Annotated in this window: 20 protein-coding genes; 6 read left to right on the top strand and 14 right to left on the bottom strand. The window is 63.4% G+C overall.

Going from position 1 to position 18,504, the window contains the following annotated elements:
* Nucleotides 1-197 (top strand): uroporphyrinogen decarboxylase family protein (locus BN3544_RS13930; RefSeq protein WP_304438461.1); only part of this gene is annotated, 197 nt, incomplete at its 5' end.
* A gap of 37 nt (nt 198-234) precedes the next feature.
* Here BN3544_RS13930 and ccmI read toward each other — a convergent pair.
* From ccmI to BN3544_RS13880, 10 genes are all read right to left on the bottom strand, one after another.
* Entirely contained in the window at nt 235-1,509 is a 1,275-nt protein-coding gene (ccmI, locus tag BN3544_RS13925) for a c-type cytochrome biogenesis protein CcmI (protein ID WP_019429146.1), read from the bottom strand.
* On the bottom strand, nt 1,509-2,063 hold the full coding sequence (locus BN3544_RS13920; protein ID WP_019429145.1) for a cytochrome c-type biogenesis protein: 555 nt from the start codon (nt 2,061-2,063) through the stop codon (nt 1,509-1,511). The genes ccmI and BN3544_RS13920 overlap by 1 nt, the downstream gene beginning before the upstream one ends.
* Nucleotides 2,060-2,677 carry a redoxin domain-containing protein gene (locus BN3544_RS13915; protein ID WP_231734007.1) on the bottom strand — a complete coding sequence of 206 codons (618 nt, stop codon included), beginning with the start codon at nt 2,675-2,677 and terminating at the stop codon, nt 2,060-2,062. Before BN3544_RS13915 ends, BN3544_RS13920 begins: the two co-directional genes overlap by 4 nt.
* Nucleotides 2,674-4,734 (bottom strand): heme lyase CcmF/NrfE family subunit, encoded by a 2,061-nt coding sequence (locus tag BN3544_RS13910; RefSeq protein ID WP_019429143.1) that lies wholly within the window; start codon nt 4,732-4,734, stop codon nt 2,674-2,676. The genes BN3544_RS13915 and BN3544_RS13910 overlap by 4 nt, the downstream gene beginning before the upstream one ends.
* 27 nt (nt 4,735-4,761) lie before the next feature.
* Entirely contained in the window at nt 4,762-5,208 is a 447-nt protein-coding gene (ccmE, locus tag BN3544_RS13905; protein WP_019429142.1) for a cytochrome c maturation protein CcmE, read from the bottom strand.
* Nucleotides 5,205-5,444, bottom strand: a complete 240-nt coding sequence (gene ccmD / locus BN3544_RS13900; protein WP_019429141.1) for a heme exporter protein CcmD — start codon at nt 5,442-5,444, stop codon at nt 5,205-5,207. The genes ccmE and ccmD overlap by 4 nt, the downstream gene beginning before the upstream one ends.
* Nucleotides 5,441-6,199 (bottom strand): heme ABC transporter permease CcmC, encoded by a 759-nt coding sequence (ccmC, locus tag BN3544_RS13895; protein WP_231734005.1) that lies wholly within the window; start codon nt 6,197-6,199, stop codon nt 5,441-5,443. The genes ccmD and ccmC overlap by 4 nt, the downstream gene beginning before the upstream one ends.
* An 11-nt stretch (nt 6,200-6,210) precedes the next feature.
* Nucleotides 6,211-6,930 (bottom strand): heme exporter protein CcmB, encoded by a 720-nt coding sequence (ccmB, locus tag BN3544_RS13890; protein ID WP_019429139.1) that lies wholly within the window; start codon nt 6,928-6,930, stop codon nt 6,211-6,213.
* Nucleotides 6,927-7,580: a cytochrome c biogenesis heme-transporting ATPase CcmA gene (gene ccmA, locus BN3544_RS13885; protein WP_019429138.1), complete on the bottom strand. Its 654-nt coding sequence runs from the start codon at nt 7,578-7,580 to the stop codon at nt 6,927-6,929. Before ccmA ends, ccmB begins: the two co-directional genes overlap by 4 nt.
* Nucleotides 7,581-7,790: 210 nt before the next feature.
* Nucleotides 7,791-8,117, bottom strand: coding sequence for a high-potential iron-sulfur protein (locus BN3544_RS13880; protein WP_019429137.1), 327 nt, complete (start codon nt 8,115-8,117; stop codon nt 7,791-7,793).
* Nucleotides 8,118-8,324: 207 nt separating this feature from the next.
* Between BN3544_RS13880 and BN3544_RS13875 the strand changes: the two genes are divergently transcribed.
* The 5 genes from BN3544_RS13875 to bchO all read left to right on the top strand — a co-directional run bounded on the left by BN3544_RS13875 (nt 8,325) and on the right by bchO (nt 14,248).
* Nucleotides 8,325-8,915: an NnrU family protein gene (locus BN3544_RS13875; protein WP_019429136.1), complete on the top strand. Its 591-nt coding sequence runs from the start codon at nt 8,325-8,327 to the stop codon at nt 8,913-8,915.
* A 25-nt stretch (nt 8,916-8,940) separates the two neighbouring features.
* Nucleotides 8,941-10,233, top strand: a complete 1,293-nt coding sequence (locus tag BN3544_RS13870) for a Coenzyme F420 hydrogenase/dehydrogenase, beta subunit C-terminal domain (protein WP_019429135.1) — start codon at nt 8,941-8,943, stop codon at nt 10,231-10,233.
* A gap of 65 nt (nt 10,234-10,298) precedes the next feature.
* Nucleotides 10,299-11,324 carry a magnesium chelatase ATPase subunit I gene (bchI, locus tag BN3544_RS13865; RefSeq protein WP_019429134.1) on the top strand — a complete coding sequence of 342 codons (1,026 nt, stop codon included), beginning with the start codon at nt 10,299-10,301 and terminating at the stop codon, nt 11,322-11,324.
* Nucleotides 11,325-11,458: 134 nt separating this feature from the next.
* Entirely contained in the window at nt 11,459-13,324 is a 1,866-nt protein-coding gene (locus BN3544_RS13860; RefSeq protein ID WP_019429133.1) for a magnesium chelatase subunit D, read from the top strand.
* Nucleotides 13,325-13,360: 36 nt separating this feature from the next.
* Nucleotides 13,361-14,248 (top strand): alpha/beta fold hydrolase BchO, encoded by an 888-nt coding sequence (gene bchO, locus BN3544_RS13855; protein ID WP_019429132.1) that lies wholly within the window; start codon nt 13,361-13,363, stop codon nt 14,246-14,248.
* 81 nt (nt 14,249-14,329) lie between these two features.
* On the opposite strand, the gene BN3544_RS13850 is transcribed toward bchO, so the two are convergent.
* The 4 genes from BN3544_RS13850 to BN3544_RS13835 form a co-directional block, all read right to left on the bottom strand.
* The gene (locus BN3544_RS13850) at nt 14,330-15,172 is read right to left on the bottom strand and encodes a cobalamin B12-binding domain-containing protein (protein ID WP_155820334.1); all 843 of its coding nucleotides are present in this window, start codon (nt 15,170-15,172) and stop codon (nt 14,330-14,332) included.
* Between the two features lie 176 nt (nt 15,173-15,348).
* Nucleotides 15,349-15,849: a TspO/MBR family protein gene (locus BN3544_RS13845; protein WP_019429130.1), complete on the bottom strand. Its 501-nt coding sequence runs from the start codon at nt 15,847-15,849 to the stop codon at nt 15,349-15,351.
* A 76-nt stretch (nt 15,850-15,925) separates the two neighbouring features.
* Nucleotides 15,926-17,134, bottom strand: coding sequence for a geranylgeranyl diphosphate reductase (locus BN3544_RS13840; protein ID WP_019429129.1), 1,209 nt, complete (start codon nt 17,132-17,134; stop codon nt 15,926-15,928).
* Entirely contained in the window at nt 17,131-18,492 is a 1,362-nt protein-coding gene (locus BN3544_RS13835; protein WP_019429128.1) for a BCD family MFS transporter, read from the bottom strand. The genes BN3544_RS13840 and BN3544_RS13835 overlap by 4 nt, the downstream gene beginning before the upstream one ends.
* Between the last annotated feature and the right edge of the window lie 12 nt (nt 18,493-18,504).

Raw genomic sequence — 18,504 nt, 5'->3', positions numbered from 1 at the left:
CCCCACCCGAGCAAATCGCCACCGAGGTGCGCCGTGTGCTGGACAGCTTTGGCGCACCGCACACCGACCCGACCACCACCGGGCCAACGCACATCTTCAATCTGGGCCACGGTATCAGCCAATTCACACCGCCAGAGCATGTGTCGGCCTTGGTCGAAACGGTGCACAGCCACTCACGGGCTTTGCGCCAGGCTTGAATCACGGCATCCGCAGGTCGGTGGCGTCGGATCTGACCTACGGGCTGCGGCCGGTGATGTCGAGCACTACACCTTGCACGCCGGTTTTAACGCCAGGCAGTTCAACCTGAACATCATCGGCCTGCCTTTGGGCCGAGCCAGTTTTAGAAATGCGGGCCACCAGACGCACCTGCGCCAGCGAAGACAAGACCGGGGGGGCACCCATGCCCATGCTGTCGCTCAGGGCAAAACTCACCGGCCAAGCGCTGGGAGTGCCGCGCCAGATGGCTACCGGACGGCGCGAACCGTCTTCGGCCAAGGCGTAAACGAACAGGCTCGAACCTGCTGCAATCTGCTTTTGAAATACGGGCGAGAGCCGGACCTCGCCTTGAATGACGGGACGGGTGTCTGCCGTTAAAGCGATGCCCGGTGCCGATGCTGCCCCCTGCGACAGCAAAGCCTCTGGCGAGACCTGCGACAGCGCTTGCTGAAGTCCCTGGGCGGCTTCACTGCTGGCGGGCACCAAGCTCAGGGCGCGCTGCCAATAAGTTTGGGCGGCTGCGTGGCGTTTTTCCGACCAGGCCGCGCTGCCCGCCAGCACCAGTGCGTTCAGATGCCGGGGCTCCTCGCGTAACACGTTATGAATCCACTGCCAAGGCTCGCCGGTGTAAACCCCGCCCGAGCTGAGCGCTTTCATCTGCGCCCGTTCGATCCACAGATCAGGCTCGGGCGAAAGGGCAAGCACACGTGCCAAGGATTGTTCGGCCTGGTCGTGCGCGTTTTGGGCGGCCTGCAAACGCGCCAGCGTCAACCAAGCCTCGGCATTGTCGGGGCGTTTTTGCGTCGCCTGTTGCCACAACCGGGTTTGCTCAGCCAGTTGCTCGGGGGTGGCGGCGCTGATCTGAACTAGCTGGCTCAGTGGCACGGGCCACCAGGTCTGCGGAGAGCCCAATTGCCCATAAGTCAAGCCGCTGAGCGCGCCGAGCAAGAGCAAGATCCAGCCCCAGCGCAGCTGTACTGTTGCACCCTGGTCGCCAAGCTGCACGGCCGTCCCCACTGGGACCTGATCCACCAGCACTTGGCGCATCAGGTCGTCGCGGGCCGCTGCGTGTTGGCTGGCGTTCAGACGGCCTTCTGCCAAGGCTGCGTCCAGATCGATCATGTGCTGTTGCTGGATCCGCCGACGGGCCTGGGACTGCACATCCTCGCCCGCATCGGTCTGCGCCAGGCCCCTCGCCTGCCGAGCGAGGCCCCAGCGCAGCACCCCGGATGCGAGCGCCAACAAAAGCAGCAAGGCCAACAGCAAACCGACCCAGGGCGGCAAAAATGACATCAGGACTCCAGCAGTTGGCGAACGCGTTCTCGCTCGCGCTCGGTCAAGGGAGTGGTCGCAGTGGGTGTGCGGCGCACCAGGCGCAGCGCCACCGCCAGCGCCAGCAAAAGCAAGGCAAAGGGGCTGAACCACAGCAACCAGGTCATGGGCTTGAGCACGGGCTTATAGAGCACAAAGTCACCGTAACGGCTGACCAAAAAAGTCCGGATATCAGCGTCGCTTTGGCCCTGCTCGATCAAGTGGCGCAGCTCGCGGCGCAGGTCCACCGCCAGCTCGGCGTTCGAGGAGGCCAGTGACTCGTTCTGGCAGACCATACAACGCAACTCGGTTGCGATGTGGTCCCAGCGGGCCTGGGCCTGGGGCGACATGGGGGCTTCGGCCCGTGCCGACTCGCCCACCAACACAGCAGGCAAGACACTGGGCCGCACAGGCAGTGCAGGGCTGCGCACCTCGCTGGCGGCTGGCAGGCCGGGCTGAACCCCTGACGCACAGAAGGCCTGGGTCTGAAACCAGGCCAAGACCACCCCAAGACAGATCATGCGTGCGGACTTCATGGCTGCAAACGCCGCATCAGTGGCAGCAAAGTGTGCTGCACCACCTCGGGCGTCAAGGCACCGGCATGCTTGAAACGGACCACGCCCTCGCGATCCACCAGATAGGTCTCGGGCAAGCCGTACACGCCAAAATCCATGCCTACACGGCCATCCATGTCGAGCAGGTTCACGCCAAAAGCCTGGCCGTTTTTTTGCAGCCAAGCCTGGTGGCGGTCCGTGGCTTTTTGCCGTGCATCGGCGCTTTGCGGGTCCTGACCCGACAGCTCCGAGGCCTGCAGTTCTTTGTAGTTGAAACCCACCATTTGCAAACCCGGTTGGCGCGACAGCGCCATGAGGATCGGGTGCTCTTCTTTGCAGCCCGCACACCAGGTGGCCCAAAAATTCACCAACGTGAGCTGCCCCTTGAATTGCCCCGCTTCGAAAACATCCTGACCGCCCACCACCGGCAATTGGAAAGTTGGCGCTGATCGACCGATGAGCGGCGAAGGGATTTCCTGCGGATTGCGGTTCAGGCCCAGCGCCAGAAACACCACCATGCCCAAAAACAGGGCCAGCGGCACGAACACCCAGGGCGGCATGCGTCGGCTTGGGGCGCTGGCAGAAGGCGCGCTCATGACAAGGCTCCTGTGGTCACAGCGGCTGGCGACACACCTTGTTTGCCCGAATCACCCAACGCACCCCCGCCTCTGTCAGCCTGTGCGCTGAGCGAACGGACAGATGATGCAGCTTGGCGGTACCGCTTGTCCCAAGCCGCCAAAGCGCCGCCCAAAACCATGCACAAGGCCCCCAGCCAGATCCACGACACGAAGGGCTTGTGATAGACCCGAAAACTCCACTGCGGCGGCTCGCCCGCCAGTGGCTCGCCCAAAGACACATAGCGGTCGCGCCACAGGGTACGGTCAATCGCCGCCTCGGTCATGGGCATGGCGCTCGATACATAGCGGCGCTTTTCAGGTTGCAGGATACCCATCAGCCGTTCGCTGCCCGGCTCGCCCTTTAGCATCTTGAGTTGCGCACGCAAGGCCAAGTAATTTGGCCCCAAATGGTTGTCCACGCTGATGAGTTGGTAGCGCACCCCGGCCACCACGGCCACATCGCCCAGGCCCAAGCGCACATCGCGCTCGACCTGAAAGGACTTGACCCCTGTGATGCCCAGCACCAGCACCGCCACGCCCAGGTGCGCCGCGTGCATGCCCCACCAAGCCAAGCCCGGTGCGCCCGGCAAACGCAAGCGCTGCGCGACTTGCCAAGCGCCCGACAGCGCGATCCAGCCGCCCAGCGTGCCGCCCATCACCGTGAGCCAACCGCCCATCGTGGTGCTACCGTCCGCCATCGGCGTGCCCCCCCAGCTGGCCCAAGCGCTGGCCGCCAGCAGCGCCAAGGCCCCAGGCACCCCCAAAGAACGTACCGCGGCCCAACGCGCCACATGCCAAGGCACCACCGTGCCTGGCACCATGGCCAGCAAGAGCGGCACCATTAAAGGCACAAACACCCGGTCAAAATACGGCGCCCCCACCGACAACTTGCCCAGGTTCAGCGCGTCGATGATCAACGGATACAAGGTGCCCAGCAGCACCGCTGCCATGGCCACCACCAGCAGCACACTATTGAGCAGTAAAAACGATTCGCGCGAACCGGCCACCGGCTGCGAAGCGTTGGCCCATTGCGGCGCACGCCAGGCAAACAAGGCCAGTGACACGCCCACCACTACGGCCAGAAACAGCAAGATAAAGATGCCCCGGCCCGGGTCAGTGGTGAAGGCGTGCACAGAGGTCAGCACGCCCGAGCGTACGAGGAAGGTGCCCAACAGGCTGAGCGAAAACGCGCTAATGGCCAAGAGCACCGTCCAGGCCTTGAACTGCCCGTGCTTGTCGGTGACCATGAGCGAGTGGATCAGCGCCGTGGCCACCAGCCAAGGCATGAGCGAGGCGTTTTCCACCGGGTCCCAAAACCACCAGCCGCCCCAGCCCAATTCGTAATAGGCCCACCACGAACCTAAAGCGATGCCCAGTGTCAAAAAGCCCCAGGCCGCGAGCGTCCAGGGCCGGGCCCAGCGTGCCCAAGCGACATCGAGGCGCCCCGACAGCAGCGCTGCCATGGCAAAGGCAAAAGCCACCGACATGCCCACATAGCCCATGTAGAGCATGGGCGGGTGAATCACCAGACCCGGGTCCTGCAGCAAAGGCGTCAAATCGCGCCCCTCGGCTGGGGCCGGGAACTGCCTGGCAAACGGGTTGGACAGGGTGAGGATGAAGGCCAGAAAACCCACTGAAACCACGCCCATCACGCCCAGCACCTGCGCCACCAGGGCCTGCGGCAATCGCTTGGAAAACAAGGCCACCGCCACCGACCAAACCGCCAACATGAAGACCCACAACAGCAGCGAGCCTTCGTGCCCGGCCCAAATGGCTGAAAGGCGGTAGGTCGCTGGCAACAAGGTGTTGGAGTGTTGAGCAACATAGCGCACGCTGAAGTCGTGTACGTGAAAGGCGTGCCACAAAGCCCCAAAAGCCAGCACGATCAGGGCCAGCTGTAACACGGCCAAAGGCCGGGCCAGCACCTGCCAAGCCCAACGCCGCGCCGACAAGCTGCCCCACAGTGGCAGCACCGCTTGAGCCATGGCCACCCAGGCCGCCACGATCAAGGCCAGATGACCCACTTCAGGCCACATGCTTGGCTCCTGTGCTGGCGGCGGCGGTCATTGCTGCACCGCCGCGCCCGTGCGGGCTCGTGTCGCCTCGTCCAGCGCGTGCTGGGCTTCGGGTGGCATGTAGTTTTCGTCGTGCTTGGCCAGCACTTCGCTGGCCACAAACAGACGGCCCTCATCCAGTCGGCCTTGGGCCACCACGCCTTTGCCCTCTTTGAACAAATCGGGCAGCAGGCCCACATAGCGCACTGGCACCTCGTGGTGGGTATCGGTCACGACAAACTCAACTGCCATGTCCTGGCGCTTGACACTGCCCGCCTTGACCAGACCGCCGACCCTAAAGTGCCCGTCTTGGGGCGCTGCACCGGCGGCCACTTGGGTAGGCGTGAAGAAAAACACCAGGTTGCTCTGAAAAGCGTTGAGCACAAAATAGGCCGCGCCGCACAGCAGCAACAAGCTCAAGCCGATGCCCCACAAGCGTTGGTGGCGACTTTTCACGAAGGGGCTCCTGCCTTGAAAAGACTTGAATGGGTGGCCCCAGGCAAAGCGCGTTCCCGCCCGTCCGCAGCGTCTGCGTCCATAGCCTCGCACACCGCCTCCAGCGCATGCTGACGCCCCCTGTGCGCCAGAACCACCTCGAGCGACAGCAGTGCAGCACTCACGCCCACACTGCCCCACACATACGCGCCATAGCCGCCCATGAACCAGAACTCAGAAGCGTTTTGCCACATCATGCGAGGCCCCTGCAAGCCCGGTGTGCTTGCACTTCGGGCAGTTGCTGAACCCAGGCCGCATGGCTGTCACGCACCAACATCAAACTGCGCACACGCCACAGGGCCACGGCCGCTGCGTACAACCAAATCGCCAACGTCATCAGCAGCATGCCGCTGAGCATCACGCTGGCCATGCGCGGCGATTGCGTGAGCGAGACCGATGCGCCCTGGTGCAAGGTGTTCCACCACTTGACCGAAAAGTAAATGATGGGCACGTTGACTGCACCGACCAGGGCCACCAGCGCCCCGGCGCGGTCCGAGCGGCGCGGGTCTTCAATGGCCGAGGTCAGCGCGATGTAGCCTAAATACAAAAACAGCAAGATCAACATCGAAGTCAGCCGAGCGTCCCACACCCAATAAGTACCCCACATCGGCTTGCCCCACAAGGCCCCGGTCCACAGCGATAAAAACGCCAGCAAGGCCCCGGTGGGCGCGAGCGCACGCGTCATCAGCCCCGACAAGCGCGTGTTGAACGCCAGGCCCAACACGCTCCAAAAAGCCATGGCCAGGTAGATCACCATGGCCATCCAAGACACCGGCACATGGATGTAAATGATGCGGTAGGCCTGACCCTGCTGCGCATCGGACGGCGCAACCATAAAGCCCAGCCACATACCCGCCAGCGCCAGCGCTGTGGCCATCAGCGCCAGCCATGGCCCTATCCTCCCAGCAAGTGGGTAGAAGTTTTGCGGCGCTGCGTAATGAAAGAGCTTCATGGGGCGGTCCCTCATTCCAATGCCAGGCGCAAAGCCACCGCACAGACCCAGGGGCTGAATGCGGCCGCGCCCAGCAAGAGCGCCAGCAAGACCGAAATATGCGCACCCCCGCCCAGGCCGCGCATCTGCGCATCCACCGCGCCCGTGCCAAACACCAACACCGGCACATACAAAGGCAAAAGCAAAAGCGACTGCAGCACCCCGCCACCGCGCAGCCCCAAAGTCAGGGCTGCACCGATCGCGCCCAGCAAGGACAGCACGGGCGTGCCGATCAAAAGCGTCAAAGCCAACATGGCCAGGGCCTCGGACGACAACGCAAACTGCAAGCCCAACAGCGGCGACAAGAGCACCAAGGGCAGGCCCGCGATCAACCAATGCGCCAGCAGTTTGGCGGCAACCAACCAGGACAGGGGCGCGGCCGACAGCGCCATTTGCTCTAGGCTACCGTCCAGGTGATCAGCCTCGAACAGGCGACCCAAGCTCAGCATGCTGGCCAGCAAGGCCGCGACCCACAGCACGCCCGGCCCAATCAGGCGCAGCGAGGCGGGCCCGGGGCCAATGGCCAGCGGGAACAAGGCGGCCACCAGCACAAAGAAAGTCACCGCGCCCAGCCATTCGGACTTGCGCCGAAACGCCAAACGCAAGTCGCGCTTGAGCAAACCGGACATGGCTTGCCAGGGGCTGGGCATGCGCTGAGCCAAAGCGGGGAGTTGGATGGTCTGGATGTTCATGTGGCAAGCGCCCGGTTGCCCAAATCAAAACGTGCGCCGGGGCCTTGCAGCCGCACATCATGGTGGCTGGTCATGACCAACGCGCCGCCCGCGTCCACATGGGACTGCAGCAAGGCACGGGCTGTCGCTGTGGCCTGTGCATCTAGCCCGACCAAGGGTTCGTCCAACACCCACAGCCGAGCCGGGCTAGTGCGCAAACGCGCCAGCGCCACGCCCTGGCGCTGACCTTGCGACAAGACCCGTACCGGCAAATGCGCCCGGCTTTGTAGGCCCTGTGCAGCCAACACCTGCAGGGCCTGTTCGCGGCTGAGCGGCAAGCCGCTTACCTGCGCATCGAGGCACAGATTTTCGCAAGCGTTCAAATCGGGTTTGAGGCCCAGCGCGTGGCCAATGTAGTGCAGCACTGAACGGTCAGGGCTTGCGGCGCGCGATCTGGGGAATTCGAAAGGGGATGCAGACCAAACCACTTGCCCGCGGGCCGCCGGGGACAGGCCACATAAGATGCGCAGCAAACTGGTCTTGCCACAGCCATTAGCGCCTTCGATGTGCAACCAGCTGCCTGCGGGCACCTTAAAGCTGACGCCTTCGAACAGTGTCCGCTGGGCCTTTTGGCAGGCCAGGTCCATCGCTGCGAGCACCCAAGACGCCATTGAAGGGCTTTCCGGTCAGTTGAAGACAGGTCAAAGTGTAATGTCAGATTGACACTTTGTGCATTCAAGGATCCGGAAATCACCCAAAAACAAGGGTAAGCACCAACGTCATCACTTGTAAAGATCGGTAGTCCAACCCAATATCCAAAAAAAACCGCCCGAGGGCGGCTTTCGTACCCAACCAGCAGGCAGCTCGGGAGGCTGCGCGCCTCAGGCCTTTTTGGCGTAAGCCGAGCACCAGCCTTTGGCCGAGACTTGCTTGCCTGCAAACAAGGGGCACCCACCGGAAGCAGCGCCGGCCTTACCCTGGTACAAGGCGCAGTTGCCGCAATTGGAACCCGCAGCGAACTTGGGGTTCTTCGTCTTGTCAACTTTGGTCGCATCGGCTTTGTAGGCCAATCCGGCCGCCTGAGGGTCTTTTTCATCGACCATGGCTTGGGCAGAGGCTTCGCTCACAGCCATCACGGCCGTGGCCACAGTGGCAGCCTGCATCATGAACACGCGGCGATTCGAAGGAAGGGGCGAAAAAATCGACATGAATTTCTCCTGAAAAGGAAGGTTAAAAAATACTGTCCAGTTCATTGTGCGCCAGATCAGTCACTTTGTCCTTAAGCGCTGATACCCGAGCAAATCACACAGGAACTTCCGAAACTTCAAATGTCAACCTCAATAGACACACCCGTGTCAGAATGCCACTTGAGTCTGAATTCGACGCCCCTCTACCCTGCACACAAAGGTTTTGACATGCTGCAACTGCTCATCGGTCTGGCCCTCTTTTTGGGCATCCACTCCGTGCAAAGCCTAGCCCCGCAACTGCGCAGAAACGCCATTGCCCGCTGGGGTGCGCTGGGTTTCAAAGGCGTTTACACAGCCATCTCGCTGCTGGGTTTGATCCTGCTGGTGCAAGGTTACGGCCAGGCACGGCTGAACCCTCTGATTTTGTGGACGCCGCCGCGTGGCATGCAGCACGCCACCATTTTGCTGATGTGGCTGGCCATGGTGCTGCTGGTGGCCAGCTATGTGCCGCGCAACCAGATCAAGGCCAAACTGCGCCACCCCATGACCCTATCGGTCAAGGTATGGGCGCTGGCCCATTTGCTGTCCAACGGCAACCTGGCTGATCTATTGTTGTTCGGCGGCTTTCTGATCTGGTCGGTGCTGGTGTTTCGCGCGGCGCGCCAACGCGACCGCCTGAGCCTGCACACCGCCCCCGAAGGCACACTGATCGGCAGCGTGTTGGCGGTGACGATGGGCACGGGCATCTGGGCCGCCTTCCTCATGGGTGGCCTGCACCTGTGGCTGATTGGTGTGATGCCATTCACCCGCGCGAGCTGATCGGGTTCGGACCCCAAACGCCGTCATGAGCATCTCGGCCAACATCTCAGCTCAAGGTACGCCTTTGGCCAGCCCCATCACCGCCCCAAGCCGCAAGCTGTGCACCGATTGCGGCCTGTCTCGCACCGACGACCCCAAACGCTGCGGTCAGGCCTGCCAGTTCATCCAGCCCGACTACCCGGGGCTGGAGCAGCGTGTGCACGGCCGCCAACGCCAGCATGACCGCCCAGGTCACAACGCCCAGCCCGACGAGCTGTTTTTCGGGCCTTACCAACAGATCCTGAGCGCCCGCCTCGACCCACCCACACCCGGCGCGCAATGGACCGGCATCACCACCCGACTGGCCGAAGTTCTGCTCGAAAAAGACCTGGTTGACGCAGTAATCGCCATGGCCGCCGACCCGCATGACCGCTGGCGCCCGCGCCCGGTACTGGTCACCCGCGCCGAGGACATGGCGCAGTGCCGTGGCATGCGCATGGGCTACGCCCCCCTGCTGAGTCTGGTGGAGCCAGCGCTGGCGCAAGGCCACAAACGCCTGGCCGTGATCGGCATTCCGTGTCAGATTTATGCCCTTCGCGCCATTCAGCCGCAGCTCGAACGCGAACAAGGCCTCGAGCAGCTCTATGTGATCGGCACGCCCTGCTCGGACAACACAAGCACCGAAAACTTCCACCAGTTTCTGGGGCTGATCTCGGACCGCCCGCAGGACATCAGCTACGTCGAATTCCGCGCCGATTACAGGGTCGAAGTGCGCACCGACCAGGGCGACCAACAGCTGATTCCGTTTTTGAACTTACCGCTGTCGACCTTACCGCCCGACTTTTTCCCGCTGACCTGCCGCACCTGTGTGGACTACACCAATGTGCTGGCCGACATCACCGTGGGTTACATGGGCGGGCACGGCCAGCAGTGGCTGCTGGTGCGCAACGCACGCGGGCAATCGGTGCTCGATGGCCTACAAGGACAACTGGTCACCAGCGCCCCGATCAGCAAGGGCCAAAGAGGAGGCCCGGTTCGCGGCTTCATGGCCAACACCGAGCGGGCCGCTGGCGGCCTGCCGCTGCGGCGCATGCCCGCCTGGATCAAGCCCCTGGTCAACTGGCTCATGCCCCGAGTGGGTCCACGCGGCCTGGAGTTTGCACGCGCCCGGGTCGAGATGAAGGCCATCGAGGCCATCTTGCACCTGCGTCGCGAAGCCCCAGCGCGCATCAAGAACATGCTGCCGCAGCACGTTTGGGATTTAGCTGCCCGCTACGGCTTGAAGCCCGAGCCCTCACGCGAATCCGACCCAGTGGTCACGTCAAAACACAAACTGTAAATTTAACTTGACACTTTGCCATGTCTTTTGGATGATGGCCCAAGAACAGTTTTGCGGGACGCCCCATGGCATTGACCTTCCCTTTCGCGGCCATCGTTGGTCAAGATGAAATGACCCTTGCCATCCAGGTGGTGGCGGTCGACCCGTCAATCGGTGGCGTGCTGGTACTGGGCGACCGGGGCACGGGCAAATCAACCGCCGTGCGGGCGCTTGCCGACTTGCTGCCTCCAATCCAGGTGGTCAAGGGTTGCCCTTACCGCTGCGACCCGACCCAACCCGCAGGAGCTTGCCCTCTTTGCCAGGCCCGCGACCCGAAAAGCAAAGTCGCGACCGAACGCCAGAATGTGGCCGTGGTTGACCTGCCTTTGGGCGCGACCGAAGACCGTGTGGTCGGCGCACTCGACCTGGAAAAAGCTCTTTCGCACGGCGTCAAGGAATTCGCCCCCGGTTTGCTAGCCCAAGCGCATCGGGGCTTTTTGTACATCGACGAGGTCAACCTGCTGGACGACCACCTGGTGGACCTCTTGATCGACGTGGCCGCCTCGGGCGAAAACCTGGTCGAGCGCGAAGGCCTGAGCGTGCGCCACCCCGCCCGTTTTGTACTGGTGGGCAGCGGCAACCCCGAAGAAGGCGAACTGCGCCCGCAACTGCTGGACCGCTTTGGCCTGTCGGTGCAGGTGCGCACACCGCAAGACCTGGCACTGCGGGTGACCATCATCAAACGACGCGACGCCTTCGACAAAGACCCCGCCGCCTTCAAAGCGCTGTGGCACAAGGACAACCAGAAACTACAAAAACGCATCCTCAAGGCACGTGACTTGCTCGAAGAGGTGCAAGTCAGCGACGACATGCTGATGCTCTGCGCCCGCCTGTGCCAACAGCTTGGCACCGACGGCCTGCGTGCCGAACTCACGCTGCTGCGCGCCACGCGGGCCTATGCCGCGCTGCAAGGCCACAAGGCAGTCCAACCCGAACACCTGCAAAACATGGCACCGCTCGCCCTGCGCCACCGCCTGCGCCGCAACCCGTTGGACGACACCGACTCGGGCGCGCGCGTGCAGCGCAGCTTGCAAGAAGTGCTGGCCGCCTGAGCGGTTGACCAGATCCCCATGTTTGCACTGCCCCTTCCCTTTAGGGACTGCGTCCTCGCAGCGATGGGTTCTCGTAGACCCCGCCCCGTTGCACCCCAGGCAACGCGCCTGCACAACCGCTGTTCAGCCGCCGCATGAGTCGCGAAACCTCTTCCTCAGACCCGCTGACGCGCTGGAACGACGCGCTCACCGCGCTGCAGCTGCTGCAAATCGACCCCCACGGTTTTGGTGGTGTGTGCCTGAGCGCACCGCACGGCCCGGTGCGCGAGCGCTGGCTGCGAGCACTGGCAGGGCTGGGCCTGGGCCTCATCAAAGTGCCTGGCTCGGTGGACAGCGAGCGGCTGCTGGGTGGCATCGACTTGGCCCACACCCTGCAAACCGGCCAACTGCTCACCCAAGCGGGTTTGCTGCAGCAAGCTGACCAAGGCTTGGTGTGTCTGCCCATGGCCGAGCGCTTGTCGCCCGCCCTGCTCGCGCCGTTGGTTCAGGTCCTGGAGCAAGGACAAGTGCCGCCCACCCGCCACAGCAGCGCCCCGACACCCACCCGCTTTGGGGTGGTCGCGCTTGACGAATCCTTGCCCGACGAGCCTGGCGTGGGCACTGCCCTGGCCGAGCGCCTGGGCCTGTGGCTGGACCTGAATGAACTCTCGCCCAGCGACATTCATGCGAGTTGGGCCGATGCCGATACCGATACCGATGCACACGCGGACAGCGATGGCCTGCACATCCGCCTGAGCCCCGGCGCTTTGGTCCGTGCCCGCGAGCACCTGCCGCAAGTGCAAGCCACCGACGAACAGGTGCAAGCGTTGTGCGCCGCCGCCTGGAGCTTGGGCATTGGCTCCTTGCGCGTGCCCAGCCTGGCGCTGCGCGTGGCCTGCGGCCATGCGGCGCTGAACGGGTGCAGTACGCTGGACGCCGAAGACCTGGGTTTTGCAGCGCGCTGCGTGCTTGCGCCGCGCGCCACACAGTGGCCGACCGAGCCGTCTGCCGAAGCAGCGCCCGCTGAAACCGAGCAGGCCGATGGCAACACACCACCAAAGCCCCAAGAATCGGCTGAAACGCCTGAGCAAAACGCCGAACAAAGCACCGAAAAAAACGCCGAACAAAGCGCCGAACCCAGTGCAGAAGACCTGCAAGAGAGGGTGGTCGCCGCCGCGCTGGCCAGCTTGCCGCCGCACATGCTTGACGCGCTGATGACCCGCCAAGGCGAGGTCAGCCAACACACCTCCGGGCGCAGCGGCCAAACCCGTGCAGGCTCGCAACGCGGCAGACCCCTGCCCCCTCGTCCGGGCCGCCCCGGTGGTCAGGCGCGCCTGCATGTGCTGGCCACCTTGCGCGCCGCCGCGCCCAAGCAGCGCTTGCGGCAGACGCAGAGCACCGGCCGCGTCGCGATCCGCGCCGAAGATTTCCACATCCAGCGCTACCAGCAGCGCGCCTCCAGCTGCCTGATTCTGGCGCTCGACGCTTCGGGCTCGGCCGCGCTGCAGCGCCTGGCCGAGGCCAAAGGTGCGGTTGAGTTGCTGTTGCAACAGTCTTATGCCAGACGAGACAGCGTGTGCATCGTGGCCTTTCGGGGTGCGCAGGCGCAGCTGCTGCTGCCCATGACGCGCTCGCTGGTGCGTGCCAAACGCGCCATGACCGGCTTGCCCGGCGGCGGCGGCACCCCTTTGGCACTGGCCCTCAAAATGGCGCACGAGCAAGCGGCGCAGCTGCACCGCCAAGGCGTCACGCCTATCCTGGTCGTGCTGAGCGACGGCCGCGCCAATGTGACGCTGCAAGGCCTAGGCGGCCGTTCCCAGGCTCAATCCGATGCGCAAAGCTGGGGCCAGCAGTGGCGCGCCAGCGGTCACCGCGCCTTATGGATCGACACCTCAATGCACCCCGATGCGCAAGCCCAGCAACTGGCCGCCACCATGGGCGCGAGCTACCTGGCCATGCCGCAGGTGCAGTCGCAGCGCATGGCAAGCGCCATGGAGCGCGTGCGCAACCCCGGCACATGAACCGTTTCAAAAACCCGATACGCCGCAGCACCTGCTATGTTTGAAAGCTTTTACCCCGGCATGGTCTGGGCAGAACACCGGACCTACTGGCCACATGCGCAGCACAGCCGCTTCATTAAGGCAGGCGGCATCCAGTGGCACGTTCAGCAAATGGGTCAAGGCCCCTGCATGTTGCTGCTGCACGGTACGGGCTCGGGTAATTTCAGCTGGCGCGGCTTGCTGCCGACCTTGGCGCAGCACTTCACCGTAGTCGCACCCGACCTGCCCGGCCACGCCTTCACCAGCCGGGGGCCAGAAGGCGCACTGTCGCTGCCCGGCATGGCCGAAGGCCTGCGCGCGCTGATGCGGCAACTGAACCTCTCGCCCCAGGTCATCGTGGGCCACTCTGCGGGTGCTGCCATTGCCGCGCACATGGCGCTTCACTTTGACAGCGCGTCGCGCAGCACCTTGATCGGCTTGAACCCGGCCTGGCTCCCACTGCCGGGCATGGCCTCGTGGTTGTTCGGCCCGGCGGCCAAGCTGGCCGCGCTCAACCCACTGTCGGCCTGGGCCACCGCCAAAATGGCTGCCAAACCCGGAGCCGTGGCCGAATGGCTGACGCGCACCGGCTCGACACTCGACGCGCAAGGGCTAGAACTGTACCACCGCGTGCTCAGCAACTCGGGCCATGTGCACGGCGTGCTGTCTATGATGGCCGCCTGGCGTCTCAAGCCGCTGGCCGCACGTCTGCATGAAATACGCAACCCGGTGTTCATGCACATCGGTGCGCAAGACCGGACCGTGCCGCCCGCCCTGGCCGTTGAGGCTTGCCGGCGTTTGCCGCAAGCCGTGCAGCAGGTTCAGGCTAACTTGGGGCATCTGGCACACGAGCAGGACCCAGCGGGCACGGCACAACAAATTCTGAAATGGAGCGCTGCCCGCTGATGACCGCATCAGGTGCTGCATATCGCAGCAAATGGAACGCTGCGTTCCTGACCCTATAGGGCATCACACGAAGCCCCGCGTTCAACTCGCCCGCACCAAATGCTTGACCGCGCCGACGGCCTCACGTGCATCGGTGAAGATGGCATCCGCCCCCAACTCGACTGGGTTGAAATCTCGGATCATGAAAATCGGGCCGCCCAAGACCACCCGCACCTTGGGGTTTCCCGAGCTGGCCCGCATATGGGCAATCAAGGCGGGCAGTGTGCTCAATTGCGCCTCGATGGCCACCGAAATCCCCACTACATCAAACCATTCGTTGGCCACGGCCCGCAGCAACTCGGATTCGGAGGAGGAGATTTCCAGCACCACCTCGGAGCCCGCTTGGCGAAAAAAATCGGCCACGATCGTGAGGCCGAGGAAATGCTGAGACCCTGGCGCGCAGGCCAGCATGACCCGCTCGCGAGCGCCCTCTTCGCATTGCCCAGCTGGTGACTCGTAACCCAGGCGGTAAATCATCTGGTGCATCAGGGCCAAGCCACAGGTGACTTGGGTGAAATCACACAAATCCTGCTCCCACAAGACCCCCAGATGGCGGGCGGCCGGAGTGATGAGCTCCAAAAAAATGCGGTCGTTCGCCAAACCCCGGGCGCTCAAGGCGTCAACGATCTGGTTGGCCTGCATGGCGTCGCCGCTCAGGCAGTGTTGGGTGAAGGCCTGGAATTCAGGCTGGGCGTCCAGGCCGCTGTTCTCCAGCGCCTGAACGGCCTGCTGGACGTTGCCGGGAAAGAACTGCTGGACGTTGAGCAATCGGGGAATGATTTGTTGCTCGATCACCACATGCAGGGATTCTTTGCAATCGTCCAGCGTGTTGTTTTGGGGTTTTAAAGCATTCGATGGACTACCCAAGCCGTTGAACTCAGACATGCACGTTCCTTGCAGCACAAGCGTGTCACCTTGGGCGAAGGTAAAAACCGGGGCGTCAATTCGCCAGCGAGATAGCTTGCCGGTCCGCCGCTGCAAGTGTGTTTATAAAATTTTCAACCTCGCTCAACAAGCATGAGAAACCCTAGGGTGGACGGGTTTCCACCCCAAGCCCAGCGTCAGAAAATGCCCGGAAACGGCCCATTCAACTCAACGGTTTGCCAGTTGAGGACCGCCGCGATGCTGACCCAAACCCCGTAACTGAGCAGCAGCAGGCTGGCCCAGCGAGAAAGGCGCCAAAGGCCCACGATCAGGGCCAGGATGGACAGCCACAAAAAAACCACCTCGACCAAGGCCCAATCGGGGCGCTGCAGCTTGAAGTAGAGCGCGCTCCAGATGATGTTGAGCACCGCATTGAGCCCAAACAGGCCCGCCACACGGCGGCGCAGCGCGGGCGTGCTCGCCGCCTGCCAGGCCAGCCAACCGCTGATGGCGCACAAGGTGAAAATGGTGGTCCAGATCACGCCAAAGGCGGCGTCGGGCGGCTTCCAGGCCGGGTGTCTCAGGGCGAAGTACCAAGGCCCCAGATCGGTCAAGGCACCGCCAATGCCGGCTGTGACATAGCTCAGGGCAAAAGCCCAGCCCAGTCGGATGACCGCTTGTTTGTTCATTTCGCGCATTGTGCACTTCTGGGCCGCCTTGGCTGTGCGCACAAACACGGTCCTCCACACGTGCGCCAGGCGTTACTGAGGCACTTCACGTTCGCGCCAAACCCAGCAGGTGCGCCATGTCTTTGATGAAGATGCGAACATGGGCCATCGGGTCCTTGCGCGCCAACTCCTTGTTCATGTAGGACTCGAAGGTCAGGCGCTGCACGTCGCGGTCTTCGCAGATCTTGACGAACTTTTCCCGGCGACGGTCGCTTTGGTACCAGAAATACTGCATCACGCCCAAAATCCAGAAGACGCGGCCATGCTGCTTCATGAAGCTCTTGCGGCCTTGTTTCAAGCAGGCGCTGTTGCCGGTTTTCAGGGCTTGGTGCGCCGCTAGCGCCACGCGGCGGGCGCAATCCATGGCGTAGTAAATACCCTCGCCCGACGACGGCGCCACCACGCCGGCAGCATCACCGACCACGACCACATCGCGGCCGTTGTCCCACTGGGGCAAAGGCTTGAGCGGGATGGGCGCGCCCTCGCGTCGCAGGGTGGGCGCCTTCGTCAAGCCCGCAATGGCTCGCAAACGCGCCGTGGCGCTGCGCAGTGAATAGCCTTTGTCGGCACTGCCCATGCCCACGCTCATGGTCTTGCCGTGCGGGAAGACCCAGCCGTAAAAGTCTGGCGACACCTCGCCCTGGTAATACACATCGCAGCGCGCCGCGTCATAGCCCGCCTGGCCCACAGGCGCTTCGATGATCTCGTGGTACGCGAACACATATTTGGTCTTGTGCGCATTCGGAATGGCTTGGCGTGCAACCTCCGAGCGGGCGCCGTCGGCCCCCACCACCATGCGGGTGGACACCTTGACCGAGCGGGCATGCTCAGGTGCAGCATGCTCTTTGGGCGTCACCGGGGTGTAGTGCACCCAGAGCTGGCCACCCGCGTCGTGCTCAAGCTTGTCAAAAATCGCCTGACAGCGCACCGCCCCCGACTGCGCTGCGCGTTCGCGCAAATACTCATCAAACTCGTCTCTGTCCACCATGCCAACAAAGCCGTTGTCGATCGGAATGTCCACTTTGTTGTCAGCAGGCGAAATCATGCGGGCGCAGCGCACCTTGGCTACAAGCAAGTGGTCGGGGATGTTGAAGTCCTGGATCAGGCGCGGGGGGATCGCGCCGCCGCAGGGTTTGGTGCGGCCTTGGCGGTCGAGCAGTAAAACGCGCCAGCCTTGTCGCACCAGGTCGTGTGCAGCGGTCGCCCCGGAAGGCCCGCCTCCCACCACGATGAAGTCGTAATCGGTCTGGTTCATGAGCTTGACCCGCCTTTCAGCCATTCTTGGCCTTGGAAATGCACGGCCTGCTCCGCAGGCGCTGGTTGTGAATGTGTGGACTTGGCGCGCAGCCGCAGTGCGACCGCCGCAGCGACTGCAAACATCAGTGCTTGAAGACCGAATACCGCTGCATAGGCCGTGCTTTGTTCACCAAGCAGGGCATGGGCCAAGTCACTGGCGGCCGTGCCCAGCAAACCCCCTAGTCCAAAAGCGGCGGCTTGCGCCGCGCCCCACAAACCCATGCGCGTGCCTTCGCGGCCCGGGCCGCCCTCACCGGCCAGGCGCATCATGGTGGCAATCGCTGCGATCGAAAACGCGCCATTGGCCACACCCAAAAACACCACATTGGCTTGCAGGGGCCAAAGGGCCGTCATCGCAGATTGGACCAAACCCACCGAAGCCAGGGCCGAAAACAGGCAACCGCCCACCATCCAGGCCTGCACCGAGCCCAGGCGCCCGGCCACCCAGCGCGAGCCCGCAGCGGCGACCGCCAGCATGCCGATCAGCACGCCCATGTGGTGCCAGCCAGACAGCTGCGTGGTCTGCCCCGGTGTAAAGCCGTGCACCGCGCCCGCAAAGGGCTCCAGAATCAAATCCTGCGCGCTGTAAGCCAGCATGGACATGAAGACAAACACGGTGAACGTGCGAGCCGCAGGATCGGACCAGACTTCCTGAAATGCTTCTTTGAAGCTCTGCTTTTGCAGGCGCTCGGTGCCCACAGTCTCGGTGGGGTTCAGGGGCGTGCCGCCGTCTTTTTCAAGGCCCCACAAACACAGCGCCGTGGTGCACGCAGTCAGCAGGCTCAAACCGGCCGATACCTGGAGCAGCACCTGCGGGCTGTAAGGGTCGATCAGTTTGCCCACCACGCCAGCGGTCACCGCGAATCCGACAATCATCATCAGCCACACCGTTGTGGCCGCCGGGGCCCGGCGCGCCTCGGGCACGCGTTTGGCCATCAAGGCTAAGAGCGAGGTGCCGCAAGCGCTCACCCCCAGGCCGATCAAGCTGAAGGCGAGCACGGCCAATAAAGCGCCATACAAGGGCTGCGTGGCCATCCACACCGTGGCCCAAGCGGCCATCACACCGCCCACGCCCAATATTCCCATTCCGCCCATCATCCAGGGTGTGCTGCGCTGGCCCTTGTCAGCACCGAAACCCATGCGCGGCCGCACCATCTGCACTGCGTAATGCCAGGCCACCAAAAAGCCAGGCAGCAAAGCGGGCAGCGCCAACTCGACCACCATGATGCGGTTGAGCGTAGACGTGGTCACCACCACCACCGCGCCCAGGCAGGCCTGGATCAGGCCCAAGCGGATGATCTGAAACCAACCAAACATTGGCCTCTGCAA

The sequence above is a fragment of the Limnohabitans sp. Rim47 genome (genome assembly GCF_001517545.1).
GTDB lineage: Bacteria > Pseudomonadota > Gammaproteobacteria > Burkholderiales > Burkholderiaceae_C > Limnohabitans_A.
Note: the sequence above shows the minus strand (reverse complement) of the source record. Positions and strands in the feature narration are given on the sequence as shown.